The organism is Flavobacterium sp. (assembly GCF_035760125.1).
Classification (GTDB): domain Bacteria; phylum Bacteroidota; class Bacteroidia; order Flavobacteriales; family Flavobacteriaceae; genus Flavobacterium.
Genome location: NZ_DASTTN010000483.1, coordinates 1 through 23,091 on the forward strand (window position 1 = coordinate 1; position 23,091 = coordinate 23,091).

The window sequence follows — 23,091 nt, forward strand, 5'->3', positions numbered from 1 at the left end:
ATAAAGATCAGTACTTAAACGTATATCAAAAAGGGGCATTAATCGGAATGTGCTTGGATATACAAATCAGAGAAAGTAGCGGAGGAAAAAGAGGAATATTAGATTTAATGCATCAATTATCTAATGAATATGGAGTTTCAAAACCATTTAATGATGCCGATTTATTCGCAAAAATAACTTCATTAACCTATCCTGAAGTTGGTACTTTTTTAACCACATATGTATCTGGACCAACACCTATTCCTTATTATGAGTATTTAGCAAAAGTAGGTGTAACAAAGGTTACAAAAAAAACACCAGAAGGAATATTCCTAAAAGGTCAGGTTCCATACATCGCTGTCAATCATGAAAACAACGAGATTTTTGTAGCTCCAAACAAAGAATTGACTATTTTCTATACAGCATTAGACTTAAAAGGTGGAGATATCATCCTTGCTATCAATGATAAACCTTATTCTCTAAGCAACATTTACGACATGATTTCAGAAAGTCAAAAATGGAAAGAGAACGATGCAATCTCGATAAAAATTAAACGCGACGGAAAAGAACAAGTATTGAAAGGAGTTGTGAAATTCCCTTATATCGATACTGACGGTCTTGAAGCAACAGATGCTTCAAAAGCAGCTTTGAGAGAAGCTTGGCTGAAAGGATAATCTTAACAACCCTACACAAAATCCCATTCGTCTCGACGAATGGGATTTTTTTTTAAATTCACTCTCATTAAAACCATTCATTCCAACAATTTTCTTTATTTTGCGCCAAAAATAAACAAAACTAAAATCGCCATAATTCAGCAATGAAGAATAGCGTTTTTACGTTTCCAAAAAAACAAATATTATTTACACATGAAAAATTCAATTATTGCTTTTGTTGCTTTACTTCTTTTGGTTGCTTGTAACAAAAATGAATCCAAAACAAATTTACATATCACAGGAAACATCAAAGGATTAAAAGAAGGAACTTTGTACATTCAAAGATATGCTGACTCTTCCCTTGTGGCGATCGACAGCATCAAGATTGATGGAAATTCTGCTTTTGAAAGTAACATTGATTTAAAATCTCCTGAAATGTTATACCTATATCTTGACAGAGGTGTAACTAACTCACTTGACAATAACATCATGTTTTTTGCAGAACCTGGAACAATTAATATTGATACCAACTTAGATTCATTTATTTCGAGTGCAAAAATCACTGGATCAAAAAACCAAGAATTATATGAGGAATACAAAAAAATAAATTCTCGTTTCAGTGACGAAAATCTAACATTGATCGAGCAAAAGTTTAAAGCTATAAAAAGTAATAATGCAAAAGCCATAGATAGCATAAACGCTTTGCAAGACAACAATATCAAACGTAAATACCTTTACGCTACCAATTTTGCAGTAAACAATAAAGACCATGAAGTGTCTCCATATATTGCTTTAGCCGAAATTTATGATATCAACATCAAATATTTGGATACCATTCAAAAATCAATGACTCCAAAAGTAGCTAACTCTCTTTATGGTAAAAAATTGACTAAATACGTTAATGCCATAAAAGAAACTGAAGCTAAATAATTCAACTTATTTTATAAATAAAAACCGCCTATAAACAAGGCGGTTTTTTTGTATCCATAATTCAACAGAGATTTACTGCATCAGTTCGTCAAAGCTCGCTTAGGCAAGACCACAATGTTGCAGCCCAAAACTAAGTACCCGATTTCAAAAAATCCTTTCTGTTCATAATATCAATTTTATAGCAATCCCCACAACTGCTGCCACAACAATGATGTAAGGTTCTTGGATTTTCTTGATATAAAGTAAAGCGAAAATTGTTGTAATAGCGATTAAGGCTGTTTGAATATCCAAAATACTTCTGGATGCAATTACACCAACAGCTCCAACTAATGCGCCAACAACGGCAGCAGTAATTCCATCAACAAAAGATTTGATTGATTTATTTTGAGCAATTTTTTTAAACGATGGAGCCAAAGCAATTGTAAATAAATAGCAGGGCAAAAATGTGGCTAAAGCAGCAACCAAGGCTCCAGGAAAACCTGCAACCAAATAACCTATAAACCCAACTGTGATAACAACTGGACCAGGAGTAATCATTGCAACGGCCACTGCATCAACAAATTGATGTTCTGTCAACCATTGATTCTCTATCACAACTCCTGAGTGCAAAAAAGGCACAATTGCCAGTCCACTGCCAAACACAAATGCTCCAGCTTCGGCAAAAAAGAGACCAATTTTCATAAGAGTACTGTTTTCAAAGTTCCAAAAACCTATTTGCAATAGAGCAACCGAATTGGCTGTTCTTATATTAAACCATTTTGGAGGCGCTTTTACAAACATATATAAAAGCCCGGCACATACAAATAACAAAATTTGTTCCTGCTGAGTAACCAATGTTATAACAGCCGCAACTATAAAAAATAGCCACAATAACCAATTCGTTTTAAAAGAAGTTAAATTGAATTTACCAATAGATTTTAGCGTCAGTTTATAAGAACTCATCACAATAATACCTATAACAGCTGCACCAACACCATAAAAAACAGCTTGTATCCAAGACAATCCTCCGTATAATTTGTAAACGATTCCCAATAGTACCACCATTATAAACGAAGGCAAAACGAAGGCAAATCCTATCAACGTCGCCCCTAAAAAACTATAATGTACAAACCCTAGGTAGATTGCCAATTGTGCTGCTAATGGGCCTGGCGCTAATTGTGCCAAAGCTAAACCTTCCTTATATTCTTCTTCAGAAATCCATTTTCGATTTTCAACCAAATCTCTGTGCATATAACCAACCAATGCTACTGGACCACCAAAGCCAATTGTTCCTAATTTTAGAAAATAAAATGCTAACTCTTTCAAAGTGTATGTTGGGTTCTCTTTCATAATTTTAGATGTTTTTTAAAAGGCGATGCCAAATTGGAAGCCTACAGTAAAACTGGTGGGATGATCATTTCCAAACCTAACAGGTAATGGAATGGCAACAAAATAACTGCAATTTTCATTTTTCATTACTGTCTTATTGAATACTGGAGTGAATCCGTATCGGCCATTAGTTTCAAACGCAGCTCTTCCTGCAAATGTGAACCCATTACCTAGCGCTACCAATACACCCGGGTGAAATAATAAATTATTCATTTTACTAACGCCGTCTTCTGCTTTAATATTAGGAACCACCTCAAAAGAAAATCCAATTTTAGAACTTTTCCAAATATTGATTCCTGTTGGAAAACCTACGGCATAATAATCTCTAAAATTGACATTAGTTTCATCTCCATTGAAAATCACTATAGGATGCAGTATGCCAAAATATCCCGTTATTTTTGGATAAGTTGTTTGAGAAAAAGCAGAAGCGTTTAATATCAACAAAGTAAAAAGAATTACTGATCTAATTTGTATCATATCATTTTATTTATGACAACAAAACTAGTTATACTAAAAAGGTAGAAATAGTATACTATTTACCTTTTGTATCTGAATTACCTTTTTGTGAACTTTTTCGATAGGATGAAGGATTTTTCCCTGTACTCTGCTTGAATATTCTCGTAAAATGACTTTGATCTGAAAAACCAGTCATGTAAGCTATTTCCGTAAGTGTATAGGTTGAATTTTGAATAAGAGTAATTGCTTTTTCAATTCGTAATTTCCTAACATAATCTCCAAAATTAAGATCTTCAAAATATTTGGAAAATTCTCTTGATAAATAAGAAGGATTAAGTTCTAAATCATTAGAAATCTTCTTTAGGTCAAAAGTAAATTGGGTATCTATTTGATCCTGAATTATTGCTTTTAAATCCTTAACCCAAGAGGGTGTTTTCTTCTTATTTATTTTTTCTTTCTTCAAAAATTTATGATACACTTCGTGCAATAGATTTTCAAAAGGACTATTCTGCAAATGATTTTGTTTGTATAAATGCGTTGCCCAACTGTACAGCGCATCATAAATAACCATTCCGCTTTCTAATAATTTATAGTCGTCCGTAATATTATAGGAAAGACCAGCTGAAATTGCCCAAAGACCAGCAGATTCTTTTGCTATGTCGTGTCTGTCTGTATCTGCACCACGAACAATATCAGCAATAATTAGAATAGCAGGGTCTACAATTTTATATTTTTTTACAATGTAGTCGAAAGTACTTTGCTCTTCGTAATGGGTAAACTCTACATTAGGGATATCAAATGGGATAGCATCCAATTCTTTTGCTTTATCCAAAACTTGATTGAATGGAACATAAATAAATTCTGCTTCTTTGTCAACAAAATTTTTTATTAACCAAGGGGAAGCTATTCTATCAATTTTGGGGCGTTCTCTAGTAATCCATTTCATCTATAAACAATTATACCATATTGAAGTTTAGGCTAAATTACATTTTTTTACATGACTATCCTTGGCTAGCACCATTTCTTGTAACATCAGTCCAAAATTTATTTTCTTATTTTTTCGAATGAAAGCAAAAAAAACACAATTTCTCTCTTTAGCCCCGATGGAAGTGGAAATCCTTATAAGCCGGGGTTCGGCTTATAAGATTGTAACGGATAGCGGGACTAATGTCTGCAAAAAATGCCTAATCTTTCTGCTCCATAAATTCACAAACCGCCCTAAAGCAAAAAAACCACCTAACAAAAGTTAGATGGTTTTACTAAAGAGCCGGCGGAGGGACTCGAACCCACGACCTGCTGATTACAAATCAGCTGCTCTAGCCAACTGAGCTACGCTGGCGGACTCAATATGTTTTGTAATGTGCCAACTTAAATAAAAAACCATCTAAATGAATAGATGGTTTTTTTAAAGAGCCGGCGGAGGGACTCGAACCCACGACCTGCTGATTACAAATCAGCTGCTCTAGCCAACTGAGCTACGCTGGCGACTCATTACGGGTGCAAAGATAAGCTTGAATTTCGTTTTTCCAAAAAAAAATCAAACTTTTTTTGCCCTTTTTTTTACTGCAAATCGTTGATTTTACCAATCAATTGATTAGCAGTTTGTTCCAATTCTACATTTATTTGTTTGAAATGTGCTTTTTTGTTTTCAACATTTTTAGCATTCACTTTAGTGATCAAAACATCAAAAGCAGCGATAGCTTCGTCAATCAATGCATTCGTTTCTTCAGTAGGTTTTCCTGTTGTAGAAATTTCAAACAAGTAAACTGCTTCAATAATATCTCCTAAAACGTAGTTGATGTCTTTCTTTAAATTCTTAACGTTTGCCATTTTATTTTTTATTTAATTTGCGTTTGCAAAAGTACACATAATCTTTCTATTCCCAACTATGAAATGTAAATTTCTAAAATAGAAGCTTTTCCCTTTAGATTATAGCTATTCATTGCAGCAGGAATAAGTACTGTATCTCCTTTTATATATTGATAAGTTACACCATTGTAGGCTATTTCAAAAGAACCTTCTGTACACATATACACCACAAAGGTTAATCCTGAATTCACAACCTCTTTTTCATTCTCTAACGGAATAAAATTAGTCGTAAAGTATGGACAGTCAACTACAGTATTAGACTTATTCACCTCTTTAGTGTATTCTTTATAGGTATCAACTTTTTTGTAATTTATAGCCTCTAACGCCAAATCAACATGTAGTTCTCTAGTATTTCCCTGGGCATCTTTACGGTCAAAATCGTATAAACGATAAGTGATATCGGAGGTTTGTTGTATCTCGGCTATGACCAATCCAGCTCCAATAGCGTGAACCGTGCCCGTTTCCAAGAAAAAAACATCTCCGGGTTTTGCTTTTAGAGTATCCAATATATCAATCAGCGTGTTATCATTAAGATGCTCTACATATTCCTCCGAACTGGAATCATTCTTGAATCCAACAATAATTCTTGCATCGGCATCGGCTTGCATAACGTACCACATTTCGGTTTTACCAAAAGAATTATGGCGCTTTTTAGCCAATTCATCATTGGGATGTACTTGAATCGATAAATCTTCACGAGCATCCAAATATTTAAAAAGCAATGGAAATTGATTTCCAAACCTTTTATAAACCGCTGTTCCTAAAATTTCATTTGGTAATTCATTGATTAATTCTGTCAATGCTTTTCCTTTATAATCACCATTTGCAACAACACTCACATCTCCTTCAACTGTGGACAACTCCCAACTTTCACCAGTGATACTAGATGTAATTGGTTTATTCAAAATTGTTTTTAATTTTTCCCCTCCCCAAATTCTTTCTTTGAGGATTGCATCAAACTGTAACGGATATATTTTTGAGTTCATAATTTTTTATTTGCAAATTTCAACACTTTTATAATCAAACAGTAATACTATTTTGTCAATTTATTGCTGTAATCTTCTAATCGCTTCAAGCGCTTTTGGAATATGACGTTTAGCCATCATACTGTCAAATATCATAATGATTGTTCCAGTTTTGTCTGCCACATAAGTAACTCTTCCAGGTAATATCCCAAACAAACCCGAAGGTACGCCAAAAAGTTTTCTTATTTTCTTGTCCGTATCCGACAAAAGAATGAAAGGCAACTGATATTGTTGGGTGAATTTTTGATGTGACACAACACTATCACTACTGATTCCGATCACTTCTGCACCCAAATCTTTAAAATCTTCGTATTGGTCTCTAAAACTACAGGCTTGAACCGTACATCCAGGTGTATTGTCTTTTGGATAAAAATAAATAACCAATGGTTTTTGTCCAATTATTTCCTGACTGTCAAAGTCATTTCCATTGGTATCCTTTGCTCTAAAATTTGGAATTTTATCTCCTACTTTCAATTCCATTATTCTCCTTTATAGGTTACAAAATTACGTGGTGTTTCATAAAGAACCACTTCCAGATCCAAATCTGATTTTACTTTTTTTCGTATTTTATTCCAAATCACCACTACAATATTCTCTGCTGTGGGATTTAAATCTAGAAATTCAGGCACGTCCAAATTCAAATTTTTATGGTCAAATTTATCCTCAACCTCTTCCTTTATAATATCGGTTAGAAATTTCACATCCATAACATAGCCTGTTTCTTTATCTATTTCCCCCGTAACACTAACTATTAATTCATAGTTGTGTCCGTGAAAATTAGGATTATTGCATTTACCAAAGATGGCATCATTTTGTTCGAAAGTCCAATCTTTTCTATATAAACGATGAGCAGCATTAAAGTGAGCTTTTCTGGATATGGTTACTCTCATAAGGGATTTTAAATTTTAGATTTGTATATTTTGAGATTACATTTCGATGCACTAAAGAGTATGTTCTTCTAAAAAATGATAAAATTCATCAAAAATAATTTTGAACCAAACGGTATAAATTTCTGGATTCAAAAGCATATCCTTTTGTATGTCTTCAATTTTCATCCATTTCCAGTCTTCAACTTCTTCGGTATTAATCATAGGCTCCTCATTGTAATAACCAATCATTACATGATCAAGCTCATGCTCAGTCAAACCATTATCAAAAGGAGCTTTGTAAATAAAATTAAAAAGTTCTTTTAACTCAGTCTTAAATCCCATTTCCTCATATAATCTGCGGCTTCCGGCTTGAATATTTGTCTCACCATCTCGCTGATGACTGCAACAAGTATTCGTCCATAATAAAGGAGAATGATATTTTTGATGCGCTCTTTGTTGGAGCATAATTTCATTTTTATCATTTAAAACAAAAACAGAAAAAGCACGATGTAAAATGGCTTTTTCATGTGCTTCTAATTTGGCCATTAAACCAATTTGTTCATCTAATTCATTAACTAATATTACTTGTTCTTCTTCCATATAGTCTATTAATGGAACAAAAGTACAAAAAAGATATGCTTTCTTAAGGGCTTAACATTTTTTTGCTTTTTGTGGAAGGCATATTTCTCGATAAATCTCGGAATCCTAACCATAGAAATTCTAAATATCCTTTTTGTATCTTTGATATAATAAAATTTACCCTCAACACAATGATTCATACCCGAACAGCAACCCTAGACGATCTAGCCATACTCCTGGAATTTGAACAAGGAATTATCACCGCCGAGCGTCCATTTGACCCAACATTGAAAGAGGGAAAAATAAGTTATTATAACATAGAAAAAATGATTTCTGCCACCGATGTAGAAGTTGTAGTTGCCATTTTGGATGAACAAATCATAGGCTCTGGATATGCCAGAATAGAGAACGCAAAACCATATTTGAATCACAAATTATATGCTTATTTGGGTTTTATGTTCACACATCCAGATCACAGAGGAAAGGGAGTAAATAAACTGATTATTGAAGCGTTGAGCAAATGGGTTCGCTCACAAGGTATACTTGAAATGCGATTGGATGTCTATAATGACAATCCTTCGGCAATAAGAGCATACGAAAAGATAGGATTCAAAAAGCATTTAATCAATATGCGTATTGGCTTATAGAAAAAATTATCTGTTACTTTTTTTAAAACCAAAAAGTCGTTTTTAACGTAACTAACAATAGTTAAAAATTGTATAAATAGAAATTGAATTGTAAAATACCCGACATTTTGATTGTTATTTGTCCTTTACTTTTGGGTATAAAACAAACACCATGAAAACAACATCTTTTTTTTGTATTTTACTACTGCTTCCACTATTTGTTTTTCAAGCTTGCGGACAGAGTAAAGAAACGAAGAGTAATGCGATACTTCCAGTAGAAACTAACCAAAGTAAACCTGGAAATCCATACTACTCACATACCGACACCACAAAACTGAATTTGACTGATGCCGAGTGGAAAAAAATTCTCCCAGAAGACGTTTATCAAGTTTCTCGCAAAGCCGATACCGAAAGACCTTTTACTGGCAAATATTGGAACACAGACGTAAAAGGAACCTATTATTGTGCAGCTTGTGGCAATCTTCTTTTTCGTTCGGGAGCAAAGTTTGCCAGTAGTTGTGGCTGGCCAAGTTTTTTTGAACAAGAAAACAAAAAAAGTATCGTATTCAAAGAGGACAATTCCATTGGAATGGAAAGAATAGAAGCTCTTTGCGGCAGATGTGGCGGGCATTTAGGACATTTATTTGATGATGGACCTGCTCCTACTGGCAAAAGATATTGCATGAATTCCATAGCTCTTGATTTTGTCCCTGATGCTAAATAAAACTCAAATTTTATCAAAATGAAAACAATAATTTTAGCCTGTTTGCTATTTACCGGAACACTATTTTCTCAAAACAATAATACAACTAAAAAAATGACACAATCGAATTTTGAAACCATAACCCTTGGCGGTGGATGCTACTGGTGCGTAGAGGCTGTTTACGAAAACTTGAAAGGAGTAAAATCTGTCGTTTCGGGTTTTTCGGGAGGCAAAATTGCCAACCCCAGTTACGAAGAAGTTTGTTCGGGAACCACTGGCCATGCCGAAGTAGTTCAAATTACTTTTGACAAAAACGTGACCAATCTTGATGAAATTTTTAAAGTATTCTTCACCGTTCACGACCCAACAACCCTTAATAGACAAGGTGCAGATAGAGGAACACAATACCGTTCCGTAATTTTTTACAATAATGAAGAACAAAAACAAGAAGCGCAATCTGTTATTGCCGAATTAAAAAAAGCTAAAGCGTATGATAATCCTATCGTGACTACAATCGAAGCTTTCACGAAGTTTTACAAAGCCGAAGATTATCATCAAAATTATTATGCCAATAATAAAAACCAGCCATATTGCCAGATGGTCATACAGCCTAAGCTGGAAAAATTTGAGAAAGTATTCAAGGACAAATTGAAAACCAAAAAGTAAAACCGAAACCGTCTTGTTATAAAAGCAGACGGTTTTTTTATATCAAACCATTTGTTTACTAACAATTCAATTTAAAGATTTATATTTGGATGATTATGCATTAAACTAACTTTAACCAAATAAACCAAACCCATTATAAAGAATGAAAAAAAACAAACTCATTACCATCTTTTTATTCATAAATGGGATAGCATTCACACAAAGTACAAACTTAAAAGTGAAAATTTCACAAAAAGCCAGTTCATTAGAATCTAAAGTCATTGCTTGGCGCAGGGATTTTCATCAAAACCCAGAGTTAGGAAACAGAGAATTCAAAACTGCCGAAAAAATAGCCTCACATCTTCGTTCTTTAGGAATCGAAGTCCAAACGGGTGTGGCAAAAACAGGGGTAGTAGGTGTTTTGAGAGGTGCAAAACCAGGCCCCGTTGTTGCACTAAGAGCTGATATGGATGCTCTACCAGTAAAGGAAAGGGTGGATATTCCTTTTGTATCAAAAGCAGAAGCAGAATATAACGGAAAAACCGTAAACATAATGCATGCTTGTGGTCATGATTCCCATATCGCCATTTTGATGGGAACTGCAGAAATTTTGGCATCCATTAAAGATCAACTACATGGCACAGTGAAATTTATTTTTCAACCTGCTGAAGAAGGACCTCCAGAAGGTGAAGAAGGTGGAGCAGAGTTAATGGTCAAAGAAGGTGTTCTTGAAAATCCCAAAGTAGATGTTGTCTTCGGATTGCATATCAATGCTCAAACCGAGGTTGGAAAAATAAAATACCGCCCAAAAGGAACTATGGCATCTTCAGATTGGTTTACAATAAAAGTAAAAGGAAAACAATCTCACGGGGCATATCCTTGGATGTCGATCGATCCAATTGTCACGGCTTCACAAATTATTTTAGGTTTACAAACTATAGTAAGTCGTAATGTAGAGCTTACAGAATCTGCAGCAGTTGTTAGCGTTGGGCAAATAAATGCAGGAGTTCGAAGCAACATTATCCCTGAAGAACTTATAATGAATGGCACCATTCGTACATTGGATAGCAAAACGCAAGATTTAGTACATTCCAGAATAAAACAAATTTCAACCAATATTGCCGAAAGTGCAGGAGCAACCGCAGATGTTTCGATTACTAAAAAAACATTAATTACTTATAACGACCCAGTATTAACACAAAACATGTTAGCCACATTAGAAAATGTAGCCGGAAAAGAAAATGTAATATTAACAACAGCAGTAACGGGAGCTGAGGACTTTTCTTTTTATCAGGCAAAAGTTCCGGGATTGTTCATTTTTTTAGGTGGAATGCCAAAAGGAAAGCAAGTTTCAGAAACGGCCGGTCATCACACACCCGATTTTTATATCGACGAAAGTGGTTTTGTATTAGGGATGAAAGCAATGTCTGAATTAACTATTGACTATATGAATATGAATGTAAAAAACAGTAATAAATAGTAATAAAATGGATTGTAGTTAATCTGTAAAACTAAATTGACTCTTGTGCTTTTTTCTACACCTTTAATAAATAGAATGAATTTACATAAAAATGATTTGACAGCTCGAATTACCCCAAAAAGCATTCCGAAAGATTTAATTTTAATCCAAGAAATACTTTTTGATAATTGTAATTTAGAAATCACACAACCCGTTATTGAGGCCGAAAGCTCTGAATATGGAGCCTGTGCTTTCTCATTAAATAGTTTAAACATTCTGTTTCGAACTGCAAAAATTACTCCAACCAAAACCGGTCAATTTGTTACGCTGTGGAAAAGGATAAATCAAGGTCCAATTAAGCCTTTTGATTCAACCGATCCAATTGACTTATTTATAGTCAGTACTCGAAAAGATAATAACTTCGGGTTATTTATTTTCCCTAAATCAATTTTGATAACCAAGGAAATTGTATCAGATGAAAAGGAAGGAAAACGAGCCATTCGAGTTTATCCACCTTGGGACATAACGACCAGCAAACAAGCCCAAAAAACACAGAAATGGCAATTGGATTATTTTCTAAAAATACCAAAAGAACAGACAATCGATTCAAACCGTGCAAAATTACTCTTCAGTACAGAAGACAAAAAAGACTTGTAATAACCAAAAATCAATATCCTTTCTCTATCTTTAAAAGCACTAAAACTTCAATTTCAACAACTTATAGTTTAATATTTTAAAACCATGAGAAAAAAACCATTAAAACATCAAACCTTTTATCTGTCGTTTCTATTGATTATTGGCCTGAATTTAGCTCAAGCCCAAGAAAAAAAAGTGGCTCCAACTTCGCAAGAATTGTATAATGAAATTGCAACAATGGATACCAATCTTTTTGATGCATTCAATGCAAAAGATATGGCAAAATTCAAACCCTTGTTTACCGAAGATTTAGAATGGTACCAAGACAACGGCGGGCTACTTTCTTATGAAACCGTTTTTAGCAATTTTGAAAAAATGTTTAAAAACGAAAACAAACTGACTCGACAATTAGTCAAAGGCAGTCTTGAAGTACATCCTATAAAAGATTTTGGCGCCATTGAAATAGCCACTCATCAATTCCGACATATCGAAAACGGAAAAGAAGAAATAGGCACTTTTAAATTTGTCGCGATTTGGAAAAAAGTGGACAACCAATGGAAAGTTTCAAGAATGATAAGTTATGACCATTGATTTCATTTTATAACATTGTAACTCTTCATTAACTCCTAAAATTTAACGTACTTTGCTTCCTCAAAAAATGTAAAAATGAAAGCACTTACCTTCTCTAAATTTGGAAATTCCGATGTACTTGAATATATAGAAATCCCTTCACCAGAACTGAAATCAGGTGAAATATTGGTCGAAATGAAAGCGATCGGACTCAACTTTGCCGATGTTTACAGACGCAAAGGAAATTACCACCTCAAAGGAAATCCTCCCTTTATTGCTGGTTATGAAGGTGCCGGAATTGTGGTAGAAACCAACGGAAATTCCGATTTTAAAATTGGTGACAGAGTAGCATTTGCCGATGTTCCTTTTGCGAATGCAGAGTTGGTCGCCGTTCCTCTTGACCATGTAATTCCTTTGCCAGAGAATATCTCGTTTGAAACCGCAGCCACCATTTTATTACAAGGTTTGACCGCTCATTATTTGGCAACCGACAGTCATAAAACCCAAAAAGGAGAAACCGTATTGGTTCATGCTTCAGCTGGAGGAGTTGGACAATTCTTGACACAAATCAGCAAACTTTTAGGCGCTAGAGTTATTGGACTGACCTCATCTTCTGATAAAGCTGAAGTTTCAAAACAAAATGGAGCCGACGCAGTTTTTCTTTATTCTGAAGATTGGAAAAAACAAGTATTCGATTTTTGTCCAAATGGCGTAGATGCCGTTTACGACAGTATTGGTAGTACTTTGACCGATAGTTTTGAAGTAACCAAAATGTGTGGACAAGTCGTGTTTTTCGGAATGGCAGGCGGTGATCCCGAATTCGTAAATCCTAGAATGTTGATGGACACTTCCAAAACATTGACCGGTGGTGATTTGTGGAGCTATTTAATTTCTAAAGAAGAACGCATTAAGAGAGCTCATCAATTATTTGATTGGATCGCCAATGGAGATATAACTATTGCAACACCAACAATTTTCAAACTATCAGAAGGGAAATTAGCCCATGATTATCTAGAAAGCAGAAAAAGCACTGGAAAAATAATCTTGATTCCTTAAAAGCAATCCTCATTTACTTCATAAGTTCGCAAAAGCTCTTTTGGGCGTGCCACCATAAAGAAAAGAGACCGACTCATCACAACGGTGAGTCGGTCTCTTTTCTTTATGGTGTCGGGCAATCCGCGCTACTTCGGTAGCTAGCTTCTATCCCTCACGCGCGTACAACAAATTTATTCTTTCAATACCTCAGCAATTTTCAAAGCACATTTTTCTCCATCAATAGCCGCAGAAATAATTCCACCTGCATAACCTGCCCCTTCTCCGCAAGGATACAATCCTTTTATCTGTAAGTGCTCATAGGAAACTGTATCTCTAGGAATACGAACAGGAGAGGAAGTTCTGGATTCTGGTGCATGCAAAATAGCTTCGTTTGTCAAATATCCTCGCATGGATTTTCCAAATTCAGTAAATCCTTCCCTTAATATTTGCGACAAAAATCCAGGGAAGACCTGTCCCATTTCTACCGAAGTAGTTCCTGGAACATAAGACGTTTTTGGAATACTGGAAGAAACTTTATTTTGTGTAAAATCGACCATTCGTTGTGCCGGTACTTTTTGGGTTTCCCCTGCCAAATGCCATGCTTTTTGCTCGATACTTTTTTGAAATTCCATTCCGGCCAAAGCTCCAAATTTTGCAAAAGGTTTGAAATCTTCCAATTTCAATTCGATTACAATTCCCGAATTGGCCGTTGCTTGGTCTCTTTTGGATGGCGACCAACCATTTGTCACTACTTCTCCCGGGCTCGTGGCACAAGGTGCAATTACACCTCCCGGGCACATACAAAACGAATACATTCCGCGACCATTAACCTGCTTCACTATAGAATATGGCGCGGGCGGTAAATGCTCACCCCGATAATCACAACTATACTGAATACTGTCAATCAACGATTGTGGATGTTCAGCTCTTACACCTAACGCAAAAGGTTTGGCTTCAATAAGCACTTTCTTTTTATCCAATAATTCGAAAATATCCCGAGCAGAATGTCCTGTTGCCAGAATTAATTTATTTGCTAAAATCGTATCTCCGCTTTGGGTTACAATTCCCTGCACTTCATTATTCTTTATCAAAATATCAGTCAAACGAGTTTCAAACAAAACTTGTCCGCCACATTCGATGATTTTCTCTCTAATATCTTGTATAATTTGAGGCAATTTATTTGTCCCAATATGCGGATGCGCATCTACCAATATATCTCCGGTAGCACCAAAAGCAACAAGCAACTCTAATATTCGAGTGACATCACCGCGTTTTTTGGAACGGGTGTATAATTTTCCGTCAGAATAGGTTCCTGCTCCTCCTTCGCCAAAACAATAATTCGAATCCTCGTCAACAATATGGTCTCTATTTATTGCTTTCAAATCACGGCGACGACCACGAACGTCTTTTCCGCGTTCGATAACTATTGGTTTCAAACCCAATTCTATTAATTGCAAAGCAGCGAAAAGTCCCGCTGGCCCTGCTCCAACAACGATAACTTCTTGGGCGGTTGAAACGTTTTTGTAATCAGGCAATTCTATTTTATGCTCCTGAAAAGGTTCTCCTTTTAAATAAATCGAAACTTTCAAATTGATTTTGATTGCTTTTTGGCGAGCATCGATCGATCTTTTCAAAATAACAACATGCTGAATCTCAATTACTGAAACTTTTATCTGTTTGGACAAATAGTCTTTTAGCAACGAATCGTTGGAGGCAATTTCTGGAGTTACCTGAAGTAAAAGTTCTCTTGGCATTATATCTTATTTTATTCTATTAGCTTTTCTTTCTATGAAAAGAACATGCAAAAATAGTATTTTGAACCGAGATTAGTTATTTTTATATAAAATCGATTTTCAAATTAGACTTTGTACCTTTGTTTTATCTGAAACGTATACCTATAAATAATGTCTAGAAAAATAAAATTAATTTGGGATTTTCGTGGTCCTGCTTCGGCAAAGACGGCCGAACATCATGAAATTCATTTGAAAGAATACATCACCATTGAAAAATTACCAATAAATATTACTGGATTTCAAATCTTGGATGAAATGTATGCGATTGCTTATATGGTAGTAACCGACGAAAACATGATTCAAGTACGCGATGCTTTGAAACCGCATCGAGGTGAGATTTATCAAGAGTAAATTCTAAAAAAATAAAAATTCCAAATTCCAATCGTATTGTTGGAATTTGGAATTTACTTTTTTGTCTTTATATTTTATACTAATTAGCTACTTCGCTAATGAATTTTATTCGCATTAAACGCAATTCATCCAAATCGTAATCTCCATCAAATTCTTTTAGTGCTTTCTCAATACTATCTGATTCGGATTCCATAAAATAGTCATGAATCTCTTCTTGTTGGTCATCATCGAGCATTTCGTCTATCCAATATTTGATATTCAATTTGGTTCCAGAATAAACGATTTGTTCCATTTCCTTAATCAAATCATCCATTTTCAACCCTTTTGCGGAAGCGATATCCGTCAAAGCCAACTTTCTGTCGATATTTTGAATAATGTATAATTTATTGATTGAGTTAACTCCGGTAGATTTTACAACCAAATCATCAGGACGTATAATATCGTTCTCTTCAACGTAACGATTTATTAACTCAATGAATTCTTTACCGTATTTTTTGGCTTTCCCTTCTCCAACGCCATGAATATTAATCAACTCTGCTTGTGAAATTGGATATTTCAAAGCCATATCTTCCAAAGAAGGTTCTTGAAAAACCACAAATGGAGGAACACCTAATTTTTTGGCCACTTTTTTACGCAACTCGCGCAACATCGTCATCAATAATTCATCGGCTGTACCTGATGATTTTGCGGCTGTGACTATAGCTTCATCTTCAGATTCATTGTATTCGTGGTCTTCGGACATCATAAAAGATTCTGGATTTTTCATAAAGGCCAATCCTTCCTTCGTGATTTCTATAATACCATAGGTTTCTATATCTTTAGACAATAAACCTGCAACAAGTACTTGTCGTAATAATGCCATCCAAAATTTCTCATCATGATTTGATCCTGATCCAAAAAAGGATTGGGAATCTGTTTTATGGGCATTGATAACCGCATTCACACGACCAATTAAGGTAAAAACTATCTCTTTTGATTTGTATATATGCTTGGTCTTCTTGACAACTTCCAATAGCTTAAGCACTTCATCTTTGGCTTCCACTTTTGTTTTTGGATTGCGAATATTATCATCCATATCGGCACCTTCACCAGTTTCGCTGTCAAATTCCTCACCAAAATAATGCAATAAGAATTTACGTCTCGACATAGAGGTTTCGGCGTAAGCCACAACTTCATGCAATAAAGCAAAGCCTATTTCTTGCTCGGCAACTGGTTTTCCAGATAGAAATTTTTCTAATTTCTCAACATCTTTATAAGAGTAATAAGCTAGACAATGTCCTTCGCCACCATCTCGACCAGCTCTTCCTGTTTCTTGATAATAGCTTTCTAAGGATTTTGGAATATCGTGATGGATCACAAAACGCACATCGGGTTTATCGATTCCCATCCCAAACGCAATGGTTGCCACTACAACTTCTACATCTTCCATCAAAAACATGTCTTGATGTTTAGCACGTGTTTTGGCATCTAAACCAGCGTGATAAGGAACGGCACTTATTCCGTTTACTTGCAGAACTTCGGCTATTGATTCGACTTTTTTACGACTCAAACAGTAAATAATACCGGATTTCCCTTTATGCTGTTTTATAAACCTAATGATATCCGATTCGATATTTTTGGTTTTTGTACGAACTTCATAAAATAAGTTAGCTCTATTAAATGAAGCTTTAAATGTAGTAGCGTTGGCCATTTCCAAATTCTTCAAAATATCCTCTTGCACTTTTGGTGTAGCCGTGGCAGTAAGTCCAATAATAGGAACTTCTCCCAATTGCTTAATGATATTTTTTAGATTTCGATATTCTGGTCTGAAATCTTGTCCCCATTCTGAAATGCAGTGTGCTTCATCAATTGCTACAAATGAAAGAGGAACGGTTTGAAGAAAAGCTACGTATTCTTCTTTAGTCAAGGATTCTGGGGCTACATATAATAATTTTGTAATACCCGCTGAAATATCGGATTTTACTTGAGCAATTTCTGTTTTGGTAAGGGAGGAATTTAAAACATGGGCAATTCCATTTTCGGAAGAAAGACTTCTGATAGCATCAACTTGATTTTTCATTAATGCTATTAAAGGAGAGACAACAATTGCAGTCCCATCTTGAACTAAAGCAGGCAATTGATAACAAAGTGATTTCCCTCCCCCTGTTGGCATAATAACAAATGTATTTTGTTTATTAAGCAAACTCGTTATTACTTTTTCTTGCAGGCCTTTGAATTGGCTAAAGCCAAAATATTTCTTTAATTCTTTGTGTATGTCAATTTCGTTTGAATTCATTCTTTAATATGTGGTATTTTATATAAATTTGCGGTACATAAAGATACAACTTTCTTTTAGACTTACAAATTTAAAATTATCAGTTTTGATTACAAAGGAAAATATATTGGCCAATGCCAAGAAAACTATTGAATCCGAAAGCCAATCTATTGCAAAATTAATTGATTTCATCGACGAAACTTTTGCGGAAGCGGTACAGTGTATCTTCAATTCCAAAGGAAGGTTAGTCGTAACAGGAATTGGTAAAAGTGCCATTATTGCTCAAAAAATGGTGGCCTCATTCAATTCGACAGGGACACCTTCATTATTTTTACATGCCTCTGAAGCGATTCATGGTGATTTAGGGATGATTCAAAAAGACGATGTCATCATTTGTATTTCTAAAAGTGGTAATAGCCCAGAAATCAAATCATTGGTTCCACTTTTGACTCGTTTTGGAAATAAATTAATAGGCATGACAGGAAATATGACTTCCTTTTTAGCCAAAGGATCTCATTATGTTTTGAATACAACCGTTGATTCTGAATCTTGTCCATTGAATCTTGCGCCTACAAATAGTACAACAGCACAATTAGTAATGGGAGATGCCATTGTGGTATGTCTAATGGAAATGAGAGATTTCAAAGCAGAAGATTTTGCTGTCTATCATCCAGGCGGTGCTTTAGGTAAAAAATTATTGCTTCGTGTAAAAGACATGCTTGAGCATACCTTGAAACCAGAAGTAGGTCCTGAGACTTCAATTAAAAAAGCAATTTTTGAAATTTCAGAAAAGCGTTTGGGTGTAACTGCTGTAGTAGAAAACAACAAAGTAATTGGAATAATTACCGACGGAGATATTCGAAGAATGCTAAACGACAGAGACACTTTTGCCGAATTGACCGCAAAAGACATTATGACTAAAAATCCGAAAACAGTACAATCAACAGATATGGTAGTGGATGCCTTTAACATTATGGAAGATTTCTCAATCACACAATTAATCGTTGTTGATCATGGAGAATACAAAGGCGTATTGCATTTACATGACATTTTAAAAGAAGGAATCGTATAATGGCACAGAAAAACCTAGGCGAAATGTCCTTTTTAGACCATCTTGAAGAGTTAAGATGGCTTTTAGTTAGAAGTACAACAGCTGTGATCATCATGGCATGTGTAACATATTTTATCAGTGATTACTTGTTTGACACCATTATATTTGGTCCAACAAGAGCTACTTTTTTTACCTACCGTTATTTTTGTGAATTATCACATCAATTGGGTTTTGCCGATAGCATTTGTATAACCGAAATGCCTTTTATCATTCAGAACACTGAAATGGAAGGTCAGGTTAATATTTTTGTATGGATGTGTATCTTGGCTGGTTTTATTTTGAGTTTTCCCTATATTTTATGGGAAGTTTGGAAATTTATCAGTCCTGCTTTGTATGAAAAGGAAAAGAAAAATGCTAGAGTATTTATATTCACTTCTTCACTGCTTTTCTTTTTAGGAGTCCTATTTGGTTATTTTGTTGTTATTCCAATGTCGGTGAATTTTGTGGCCACTTTTACAATAAGTGATGTTGTTAAAAACCAATTTACGTTGGACTCTTATATCGGAATGGTTAAAACCAGTATTCTGGCCAGTGGATTGTTCTTTGAACTTCCAATAATTATTTATTTTTTAACCAAATTAGGTCTGGTAACCCCAGAATTTTTAAGAAAATATTGGAAATATGCCGTTGTAATAATCTTGATTGTAGCCGCAATAGTTACCCCTCCCGATGTGGTGAGCCAAACCATTGTAGCCATCCCAATGCTGATTATTTATGAAGTAAGTATCTTGATTTCAAAAATTGTAACACTAAATAAAAAGAAAGAAAATGTCTGATATCGTACAAGAATTCAATGAATACCGTTCTAAAATGAACGAAAAATTATTGGCAGACAATAATAAAATAGTAAAACGTATTTTCAATCTGGACACCAATGCATATGCAGCTGGAGCTCTAGATGTAAAGACCAAGGAGCTTTTAGGATTAGTTGCTTCAACAGTTTTACGTTGCGATGATTGCGTAAAATACCACTTGGAAACCAGCTATAAAGAAGGTGTAACCAAAGAAGAAATGATGGAAGCTATGGGAATTGCAACCTTAGTAGGAGGCACAATTGTAGTACCTCACTTGCGTAGAGCTTATGAATTCTGGGAAGCTTTAGAAGGAACTGAGGCTAAATAATTGTTAATAGGCATATTTATTGATTCGTTTATTCGTTAATTTGGGCGAATAAACGAATCAAACGTTTAAACATTTAAAGTAAAAAAATGAAGTTAAGAGCAGAGAATTTGATAAAAACCTACAAAGGCCGAAGTGTTGTAAAAGGCATTTCAGTAGAAGTAAACCAGGGAGAAATCGTGGGACTTTTGGGACCTAATGGTGCAGGAAAAACAACTTCGTTTTATATGATTGTAGGATTGGTAAAACCAAATTCAGGAAATATTTATCTTGACGATTTGAATATTACCGATTATCCAATGTACAAAAGAGCCCAACAAGGAATTGGGTACTTGGCACAAGAAGCTTCTGTTTTTAGAAAATTAAGTATTGAAGACAATATCTTGAGCGTACTGCAATTGACCAAGCTTTCCAAAGAACAACAAGAAGCCAAAATGGAAAGTTTAATTGCCGAATTTAGCTTGGAACATATCCGAACCAATCGTGGGGATTTACTTTCAGGAGGAGAACGTCGCCGTACCGAAATTGCCCGTTGTTTGGCCACCGACCCAAAATTCATCTTACTTGACGAACCTTTTGCGGGTGTCGATCCAGTTGCCGTAGAAGATATTCAAAGAATTGTGGCTCAATTAAAAAATAAAAATATCGGAATCTTAATAACGGACCACAACGTACAAGAAACGCTAGCCATTACAGATAAAACATACCTTATGTTTGAAGGAGGAATTCTAAAAGCAGGTGTTCCTGAAGAATTGGTTGAAGACGAAATGGTACGTCGTGTATATCTAGGCCAAAATTTCGAATTGAGAAAGAAGAAGCTAGAGTTTTAATTTTTTAGGCAACCAGTTAGCAGATTTTAGATAGCAGATACAGAATAATGACTGGAGCTGATTAACATTCTTAATCTGAAATCTGAAATCTGAAATCTGAAATCTGAAATCTGAAATCTGAAATCTGAAATCTGAACACTACTCCACGGTAATATATCCCAACTGCTGTAAATCGCCATTGTAAATATTCACATCAACATTATTATCGATCCCAGGGACAGTGGCTTTCTCGGTAAATTGCCAAAAGAGCCAATCGTCTTGAATTTCTTCACGATAAAAGTTATAATTGGCTATCCAAAAAAGATAATCACTAAACTCCTCTTTAAGGAAATCGTCGTAGTATTTCTCACCCGTATAAATTATGGGCCTTACTCCATAATGTGCTTCTACGGCTTTCAACCAACGTCTTAAACCAATTTTCAACCGCTCTATAGATTGTTCCTTCGGAAGTTTTTCAATATCCAAGACTGGAGGTAAATCTCCTTTTTTTAATTTAACGGTTTTTATAAAAAGTTCTGCTTGCTCAAGAGAGTTTTCATTTGGACGATAATAATGATAAGCGCCTCGTATCATTTTATTTTCTTTGGCACCAAGCCAATTTCTTTTAAACTGATTATCTACTCTGTCATTTCCAACAGTTGCCCGAATAAAAACATAACGCAAAGGATATTTATCTTCAATAGTATCAACGTAGGACCAACGGATTTTTCCTTGATATTCGGAAACATCAAGACCTACCACTTTACTCTCATTTTTTTCTAAAACCTTTAAATTACGAGCTTCAGAAAAAACATTTGTGTTACTGCTATAGTGTGATTTAAAGCCTAAATAATTAATAATGCCAGAGCGATAATGATAGGCTATTGACAGGATGAAAAGAATCACAATCCCAATAAAAAAGAAATCAATCCACTTTCCGAAGAAACCGGTTTTTCTCTTTTTTGGTCTGCGCCTTGACATAGTACTGTTGCTTTTTTTCATCCAAAAAAATTACTTTTTCTGAAACTTATTATTGATTACCGAAAGTAAAACGTAGAAAATAATCACTAATGGGATAGCCAAATAGTCTAGAAAAACCAAAAATAAAAGGGAGCTAGTCAGAAAAATTACCTGAAGTGCATTGTCCTTAAAATTAAACTTTTTTATTTTTAAGGAAAATAAAGGAATCTCAGCATTCAAGATATAAGCACTAAACAATGATATCAAAAGTAAAACCCATTTCTCTGTCAAAATTTCAAGTATCATCAATGACTCTCCAGAATAATATTCTTTAACCAAAGGAAGACTCAATATAAAAAGAGCATTGGCTGGAGTTGGTAATCCTATAAACGAATCGGTTTGACGAGTGTCAATATTGAATTTAGCCAAACGAAAGCACGAGCCCAAAGTAATGATAAAACCTAAATAAGGGAAAAACTGAAGGTACCCTTCACTCATATAAACAGAGCTACTTTGCATCATTTTGAACATCACAAATCCTGGTACCACACCGCTTGTCACCATATCAGCCAAAGAATCCAATTGTAATCCCAATGGTCCGGAGACTTTAAACAAACGGGCAAAAAAACCATCAAAAAAATCTAAAAAAATTCCGAGGCAAACAAAAAAGAATGCCATTTCAAATTGGTCTTTACTTACAAATACCACAGCGATACAGCCACAAAAAAGATTTAATAAAGTAATTGTATTTGGAATGTGTTTTTTGATGTTCATGGTTTTTAAATTGAATTATAAGCTCGACAAATTTAATACAATAAGTGAAAGCGATACTTGTTTTATTAAGAGATTTTAGTTCCTTATTAACAAAAAATATTAATTCATTGAATTGAAGTAGCTACATCATCAAAAAACTTTATTTTTGGTAAAAATTAAAAACTCACTAAGTCTCCAAATATTATCTTTTGAAAAAAATACAGCTTATTTTATTCCTTTTTATTGCGAACACAATCTGTAGTCAAACCGTTCGGAAATATTCGAATGAATTCATGAATATTGGTGTAGATGCAGCAGCTTTAGGAATGTCAAATGCTGTAGTTGCTTCTACATCCGATGTTAATTCAACCTATTGGAATCCAGCAGGGCTGATTCATCTAGAAGACAATCAAATCTCCTTGATGCATTCCAATTACTTCGCCAATATTGCCAAATATGATTATGCGGCCTATGCCAGTCCTATAGATGACCGAACTGCTTGGGGAATTTCATTGATTCGTTTTGGTGTAGATGATATT

25 protein-coding genes, 2 tRNA genes and 2 pseudogenes are annotated in these 23,091 nt (G+C 34.7%); 15 read left to right on the forward strand and 14 right to left on the reverse strand.

From position 1 onward, the window contains the following. Window positions 1–653 (forward strand): annotated as a pseudogene (locus VFS71_RS17120) (peptidase M61); the annotation flags it as partial. Window positions 654–845: 192 nt separating this feature from the next. Beyond that, on the forward strand, window positions 846–1,562 hold the full coding sequence (locus VFS71_RS17125; protein WP_326402815.1) for a DUF4369 domain-containing protein: 717 nt from the start codon (window positions 846–848) through the stop codon (window positions 1,560–1,562). 162 nt (window positions 1,563–1,724) lie between these two features. Here the strand turns inward: VFS71_RS17125 and VFS71_RS17130 are convergent, their stop codons facing one another. From VFS71_RS17130 to idi, 10 genes are all read right to left on the reverse strand, one after another. After that, window positions 1,725–2,891 carry a chromate transporter gene (locus tag VFS71_RS17130; RefSeq protein ID WP_326402816.1) on the reverse strand — a complete coding sequence of 389 codons (1,167 nt, stop codon included), beginning with the start codon at window positions 2,889–2,891 and terminating at the stop codon, window positions 1,725–1,727. 15 nt (window positions 2,892–2,906) lie between these two features. After that, window positions 2,907–3,407, reverse strand: a complete 501-nt coding sequence (locus VFS71_RS17135) for a hypothetical protein (RefSeq protein WP_326402817.1) — start codon at window positions 3,405–3,407, stop codon at window positions 2,907–2,909. Between the two features lie 55 nt (window positions 3,408–3,462). Beyond that, complete coding sequence (locus VFS71_RS17140; RefSeq protein WP_326402818.1) at window positions 3,463–4,332, reverse strand: chromate resistance protein ChrB domain-containing protein; 870 nt, start codon at window positions 4,330–4,332, stop codon at window positions 3,463–3,465. 319 nt (window positions 4,333–4,651) lie between these two features. Further along, a tRNA-Thr gene (locus VFS71_RS17145) sits at window positions 4,652–4,725 on the reverse strand. A 72-nt stretch (window positions 4,726–4,797) separates the two neighbouring features. Next, a tRNA-Thr gene (locus VFS71_RS17150) sits at window positions 4,798–4,871 on the reverse strand. A 75-nt stretch (window positions 4,872–4,946) separates the two neighbouring features. Then, window positions 4,947–5,216, reverse strand: coding sequence for a hypothetical protein (locus VFS71_RS17155; protein ID WP_111410923.1), 270 nt, complete (start codon window positions 5,214–5,216; stop codon window positions 4,947–4,949). Between the two features lie 56 nt (window positions 5,217–5,272). Next, complete coding sequence (locus VFS71_RS17160; protein WP_326402819.1) at window positions 5,273–6,241, reverse strand: type I phosphomannose isomerase catalytic subunit; 969 nt, start codon at window positions 6,239–6,241, stop codon at window positions 5,273–5,275. A gap of 60 nt (window positions 6,242–6,301) precedes the next feature. Continuing rightward, the gene (locus tag VFS71_RS17165) at window positions 6,302–6,760 is read right to left on the reverse strand and encodes a peroxiredoxin (protein ID WP_326402820.1); all 459 of its coding nucleotides are present in this window, start codon (window positions 6,758–6,760) and stop codon (window positions 6,302–6,304) included. Beyond that, on the reverse strand, window positions 6,760–7,170 hold the full coding sequence (locus VFS71_RS17170) for a 6-pyruvoyl trahydropterin synthase family protein (RefSeq protein ID WP_326402821.1): 411 nt from the start codon (window positions 7,168–7,170) through the stop codon (window positions 6,760–6,762). Before VFS71_RS17170 ends, VFS71_RS17165 begins: the two co-directional genes overlap by 1 nt. A 51-nt stretch (window positions 7,171–7,221) precedes the next feature. Further along, window positions 7,222–7,749 (reverse strand): isopentenyl-diphosphate Delta-isomerase, encoded by a 528-nt coding sequence (idi, locus tag VFS71_RS17175; protein ID WP_326402822.1) that lies wholly within the window; start codon window positions 7,747–7,749, stop codon window positions 7,222–7,224. A gap of 170 nt (window positions 7,750–7,919) precedes the next feature. Here idi and VFS71_RS17180 point away from each other — a divergent pair, with 170 nt between their 5' ends. The 7 genes from VFS71_RS17180 to VFS71_RS17210 all read left to right on the forward strand — a co-directional run bounded on the left by VFS71_RS17180 (window position 7,920) and on the right by VFS71_RS17210 (window position 13,423). Continuing rightward, complete coding sequence (locus tag VFS71_RS17180) at window positions 7,920–8,375, forward strand: GNAT family N-acetyltransferase (protein WP_326402823.1); 456 nt, start codon at window positions 7,920–7,922, stop codon at window positions 8,373–8,375. Between the two features lie 151 nt (window positions 8,376–8,526). Then, window positions 8,527–9,078 (forward strand): peptide-methionine (R)-S-oxide reductase MsrB, encoded by a 552-nt coding sequence (msrB, locus tag VFS71_RS17185; RefSeq protein ID WP_326402824.1) that lies wholly within the window; start codon window positions 8,527–8,529, stop codon window positions 9,076–9,078. Between the two features lie 18 nt (window positions 9,079–9,096). Beyond that, window positions 9,097–9,723, forward strand: a complete 627-nt coding sequence (gene msrA / locus VFS71_RS17190) for a peptide-methionine (S)-S-oxide reductase MsrA (protein ID WP_326402825.1) — start codon at window positions 9,097–9,099, stop codon at window positions 9,721–9,723. A gap of 142 nt (window positions 9,724–9,865) precedes the next feature. After that, window positions 9,866–11,182: an amidohydrolase gene (locus VFS71_RS17195; protein WP_326402826.1), complete on the forward strand. Its 1,317-nt coding sequence runs from the start codon at window positions 9,866–9,868 to the stop codon at window positions 11,180–11,182. Window positions 11,183–11,257: 75 nt separating this feature from the next. Then, a complete protein-coding gene (locus VFS71_RS17200; RefSeq protein ID WP_326402827.1) occupies window positions 11,258–11,818 on the forward strand; it encodes a MepB family protein in 561 nt (186 codons plus the stop codon). A gap of 84 nt (window positions 11,819–11,902) precedes the next feature. Continuing rightward, the gene (locus tag VFS71_RS17205; RefSeq protein WP_326402828.1) at window positions 11,903–12,388 is read left to right on the forward strand and encodes a nuclear transport factor 2 family protein; all 486 of its coding nucleotides are present in this window, start codon (window positions 11,903–11,905) and stop codon (window positions 12,386–12,388) included. A gap of 75 nt (window positions 12,389–12,463) precedes the next feature. After that, on the forward strand, window positions 12,464–13,423 hold the full coding sequence (locus VFS71_RS17210) for a quinone oxidoreductase (protein ID WP_326402829.1): 960 nt from the start codon (window positions 12,464–12,466) through the stop codon (window positions 13,421–13,423). 170 nt (window positions 13,424–13,593) lie between these two features. Here VFS71_RS17210 and VFS71_RS17215 read toward each other — a convergent pair whose 3' ends face one another. Further along, window positions 13,594–15,156 (reverse strand): NAD(P)/FAD-dependent oxidoreductase, encoded by a 1,563-nt coding sequence (locus VFS71_RS17215; protein WP_326402830.1) that lies wholly within the window; start codon window positions 15,154–15,156, stop codon window positions 13,594–13,596. 150 nt (window positions 15,157–15,306) lie between these two features. On the opposite strand from VFS71_RS17215, the gene VFS71_RS17220 reads away from it, so the two are divergent. Then, the gene (locus VFS71_RS17220) at window positions 15,307–15,546 is read left to right on the forward strand and encodes a hypothetical protein (protein ID WP_326402831.1); all 240 of its coding nucleotides are present in this window, start codon (window positions 15,307–15,309) and stop codon (window positions 15,544–15,546) included. 79 nt (window positions 15,547–15,625) lie between these two features. Here VFS71_RS17220 and VFS71_RS17225 read toward each other — a convergent pair whose 3' ends face one another. After that, window positions 15,626–17,821, reverse strand: coding sequence for an ATP-dependent DNA helicase RecQ (locus tag VFS71_RS17225; RefSeq protein WP_326402832.1), 2,196 nt, complete (start codon window positions 17,819–17,821; stop codon window positions 15,626–15,628). Between the two features lie 85 nt (window positions 17,822–17,906). On the opposite strand from VFS71_RS17225, the gene VFS71_RS17230 reads away from it, so the two are divergent. The 4 genes from VFS71_RS17230 to lptB all read left to right on the forward strand — a co-directional run bounded on the left by VFS71_RS17230 (window position 17,907) and on the right by lptB (window position 20,860). Then, entirely contained in the window at window positions 17,907–18,872 is a 966-nt protein-coding gene (locus VFS71_RS17230) for a KpsF/GutQ family sugar-phosphate isomerase (protein WP_326402833.1), read from the forward strand. Next, the gene (gene tatC / locus VFS71_RS17235) at window positions 18,872–19,687 is read left to right on the forward strand and encodes a twin-arginine translocase subunit TatC (protein WP_326402834.1); all 816 of its coding nucleotides are present in this window, start codon (window positions 18,872–18,874) and stop codon (window positions 19,685–19,687) included. Before VFS71_RS17230 ends, tatC begins: the two co-directional genes overlap by 1 nt. Next, window positions 19,680–20,033, forward strand: coding sequence for a carboxymuconolactone decarboxylase family protein (locus VFS71_RS17240; protein WP_173505256.1), 354 nt, complete (start codon window positions 19,680–19,682; stop codon window positions 20,031–20,033). Before tatC ends, VFS71_RS17240 begins: the two co-directional genes overlap by 8 nt. A gap of 86 nt (window positions 20,034–20,119) precedes the next feature. Next, entirely contained in the window at window positions 20,120–20,860 is a 741-nt protein-coding gene (gene lptB / locus VFS71_RS17245) for an LPS export ABC transporter ATP-binding protein (protein ID WP_219316880.1), read from the forward strand. Between the two features lie 138 nt (window positions 20,861–20,998). On the opposite strand, the gene VFS71_RS17250 is transcribed toward lptB, so the two are convergent. Further along, entirely contained in the window at window positions 20,999–21,841 is an 843-nt protein-coding gene (locus tag VFS71_RS17250; protein ID WP_326402835.1) for a glycoside hydrolase family 25 protein, read from the reverse strand. 9 nt (window positions 21,842–21,850) lie between these two features. Further along, window positions 21,851–22,573, reverse strand: a complete 723-nt coding sequence (locus VFS71_RS17255) for a CDP-alcohol phosphatidyltransferase family protein (RefSeq protein ID WP_326402836.1) — start codon at window positions 22,571–22,573, stop codon at window positions 21,851–21,853. A 188-nt stretch (window positions 22,574–22,761) separates the two neighbouring features. Here VFS71_RS17255 and VFS71_RS17260 point away from each other — a divergent pair. After that, window positions 22,762–23,091 (forward strand): annotated as a pseudogene (locus VFS71_RS17260) (hypothetical protein); the annotation flags it as partial.

Excerpts from the sequence above, each read along its gene's own strand:
- msrB (WP_326402824.1), top strand. The coding sequence starts at position 8,527 with ATGAAAACAACATCTTTTTTTTGTATTTTACTACTGCTTCCACTATTT.
- VFS71_RS17200 (WP_326402827.1), top strand. The coding sequence starts at position 11,258 with ATGAATTTACATAAAAATGATTTGACAGCTCGAATTACCCCAAAAAGC.
- VFS71_RS17135 (WP_326402817.1), bottom strand. The coding sequence starts at position 3,407 with ATGATACAAATTAGATCAGTAATTCTTTTTACTTTGTTGATATTAAAC.
- VFS71_RS17125 (WP_326402815.1), top strand. The coding sequence starts at position 846 with ATGAAAAATTCAATTATTGCTTTTGTTGCTTTACTTCTTTTGGTTGCT.
- VFS71_RS17170 (WP_326402821.1), bottom strand. The coding sequence starts at position 7,170 with ATGAGAGTAACCATATCCAGAAAAGCTCACTTTAATGCTGCTCATCGT.
- VFS71_RS17180 (WP_326402823.1), top strand. The coding sequence starts at position 7,920 with ATGATTCATACCCGAACAGCAACCCTAGACGATCTAGCCATACTCCTG.
- VFS71_RS17195 (WP_326402826.1), top strand. The coding sequence starts at position 9,866 with ATGAAAAAAAACAAACTCATTACCATCTTTTTATTCATAAATGGGATA.
- VFS71_RS17210 (WP_326402829.1), top strand. The coding sequence starts at position 12,464 with ATGAAAGCACTTACCTTCTCTAAATTTGGAAATTCCGATGTACTTGAA.
- VFS71_RS17250 (WP_326402835.1), bottom strand. The coding sequence starts at position 21,841 with ATGAAAAAAAGCAACAGTACTATGTCAAGGCGCAGACCAAAAAAGAGA.
- VFS71_RS17215 (WP_326402830.1), bottom strand. The coding sequence starts at position 15,156 with ATGCCAAGAGAACTTTTACTTCAGGTAACTCCAGAAATTGCCTCCAAC.
- tatC (WP_326402834.1), top strand. The coding sequence starts at position 18,872 with ATGGCACAGAAAAACCTAGGCGAAATGTCCTTTTTAGACCATCTTGAA.
- VFS71_RS17160 (WP_326402819.1), bottom strand. The coding sequence starts at position 6,241 with ATGAACTCAAAAATATATCCGTTACAGTTTGATGCAATCCTCAAAGAA.
- VFS71_RS17140 (WP_326402818.1), bottom strand. The coding sequence starts at position 4,332 with ATGAAATGGATTACTAGAGAACGCCCCAAAATTGATAGAATAGCTTCC.
- msrA (WP_326402825.1), top strand. The coding sequence starts at position 9,097 with ATGAAAACAATAATTTTAGCCTGTTTGCTATTTACCGGAACACTATTT.
- idi (WP_326402822.1), bottom strand. The coding sequence starts at position 7,749 with ATGGAAGAAGAACAAGTAATATTAGTTAATGAATTAGATGAACAAATT.
- VFS71_RS17255 (WP_326402836.1), bottom strand. The coding sequence starts at position 22,573 with ATGAACATCAAAAAACACATTCCAAATACAATTACTTTATTAAATCTT.
- VFS71_RS17165 (WP_326402820.1), bottom strand. The coding sequence starts at position 6,760 with ATGGAATTGAAAGTAGGAGATAAAATTCCAAATTTTAGAGCAAAGGAT.
- VFS71_RS17130 (WP_326402816.1), bottom strand. The coding sequence starts at position 2,891 with ATGAAAGAGAACCCAACATACACTTTGAAAGAGTTAGCATTTTATTTT.
- VFS71_RS17155 (WP_111410923.1), bottom strand. The coding sequence starts at position 5,216 with ATGGCAAACGTTAAGAATTTAAAGAAAGACATCAACTACGTTTTAGGA.
- VFS71_RS17240 (WP_173505256.1), top strand. The coding sequence starts at position 19,680 with ATGTCTGATATCGTACAAGAATTCAATGAATACCGTTCTAAAATGAAC.
- VFS71_RS17225 (WP_326402832.1), bottom strand. The coding sequence starts at position 17,821 with ATGAATTCAAACGAAATTGACATACACAAAGAATTAAAGAAATATTTT.
- VFS71_RS17220 (WP_326402831.1), top strand. The coding sequence starts at position 15,307 with ATGTCTAGAAAAATAAAATTAATTTGGGATTTTCGTGGTCCTGCTTCG.
- VFS71_RS17205 (WP_326402828.1), top strand. The coding sequence starts at position 11,903 with ATGAGAAAAAAACCATTAAAACATCAAACCTTTTATCTGTCGTTTCTA.
- lptB (WP_219316880.1), top strand. The coding sequence starts at position 20,120 with ATGAAGTTAAGAGCAGAGAATTTGATAAAAACCTACAAAGGCCGAAGT.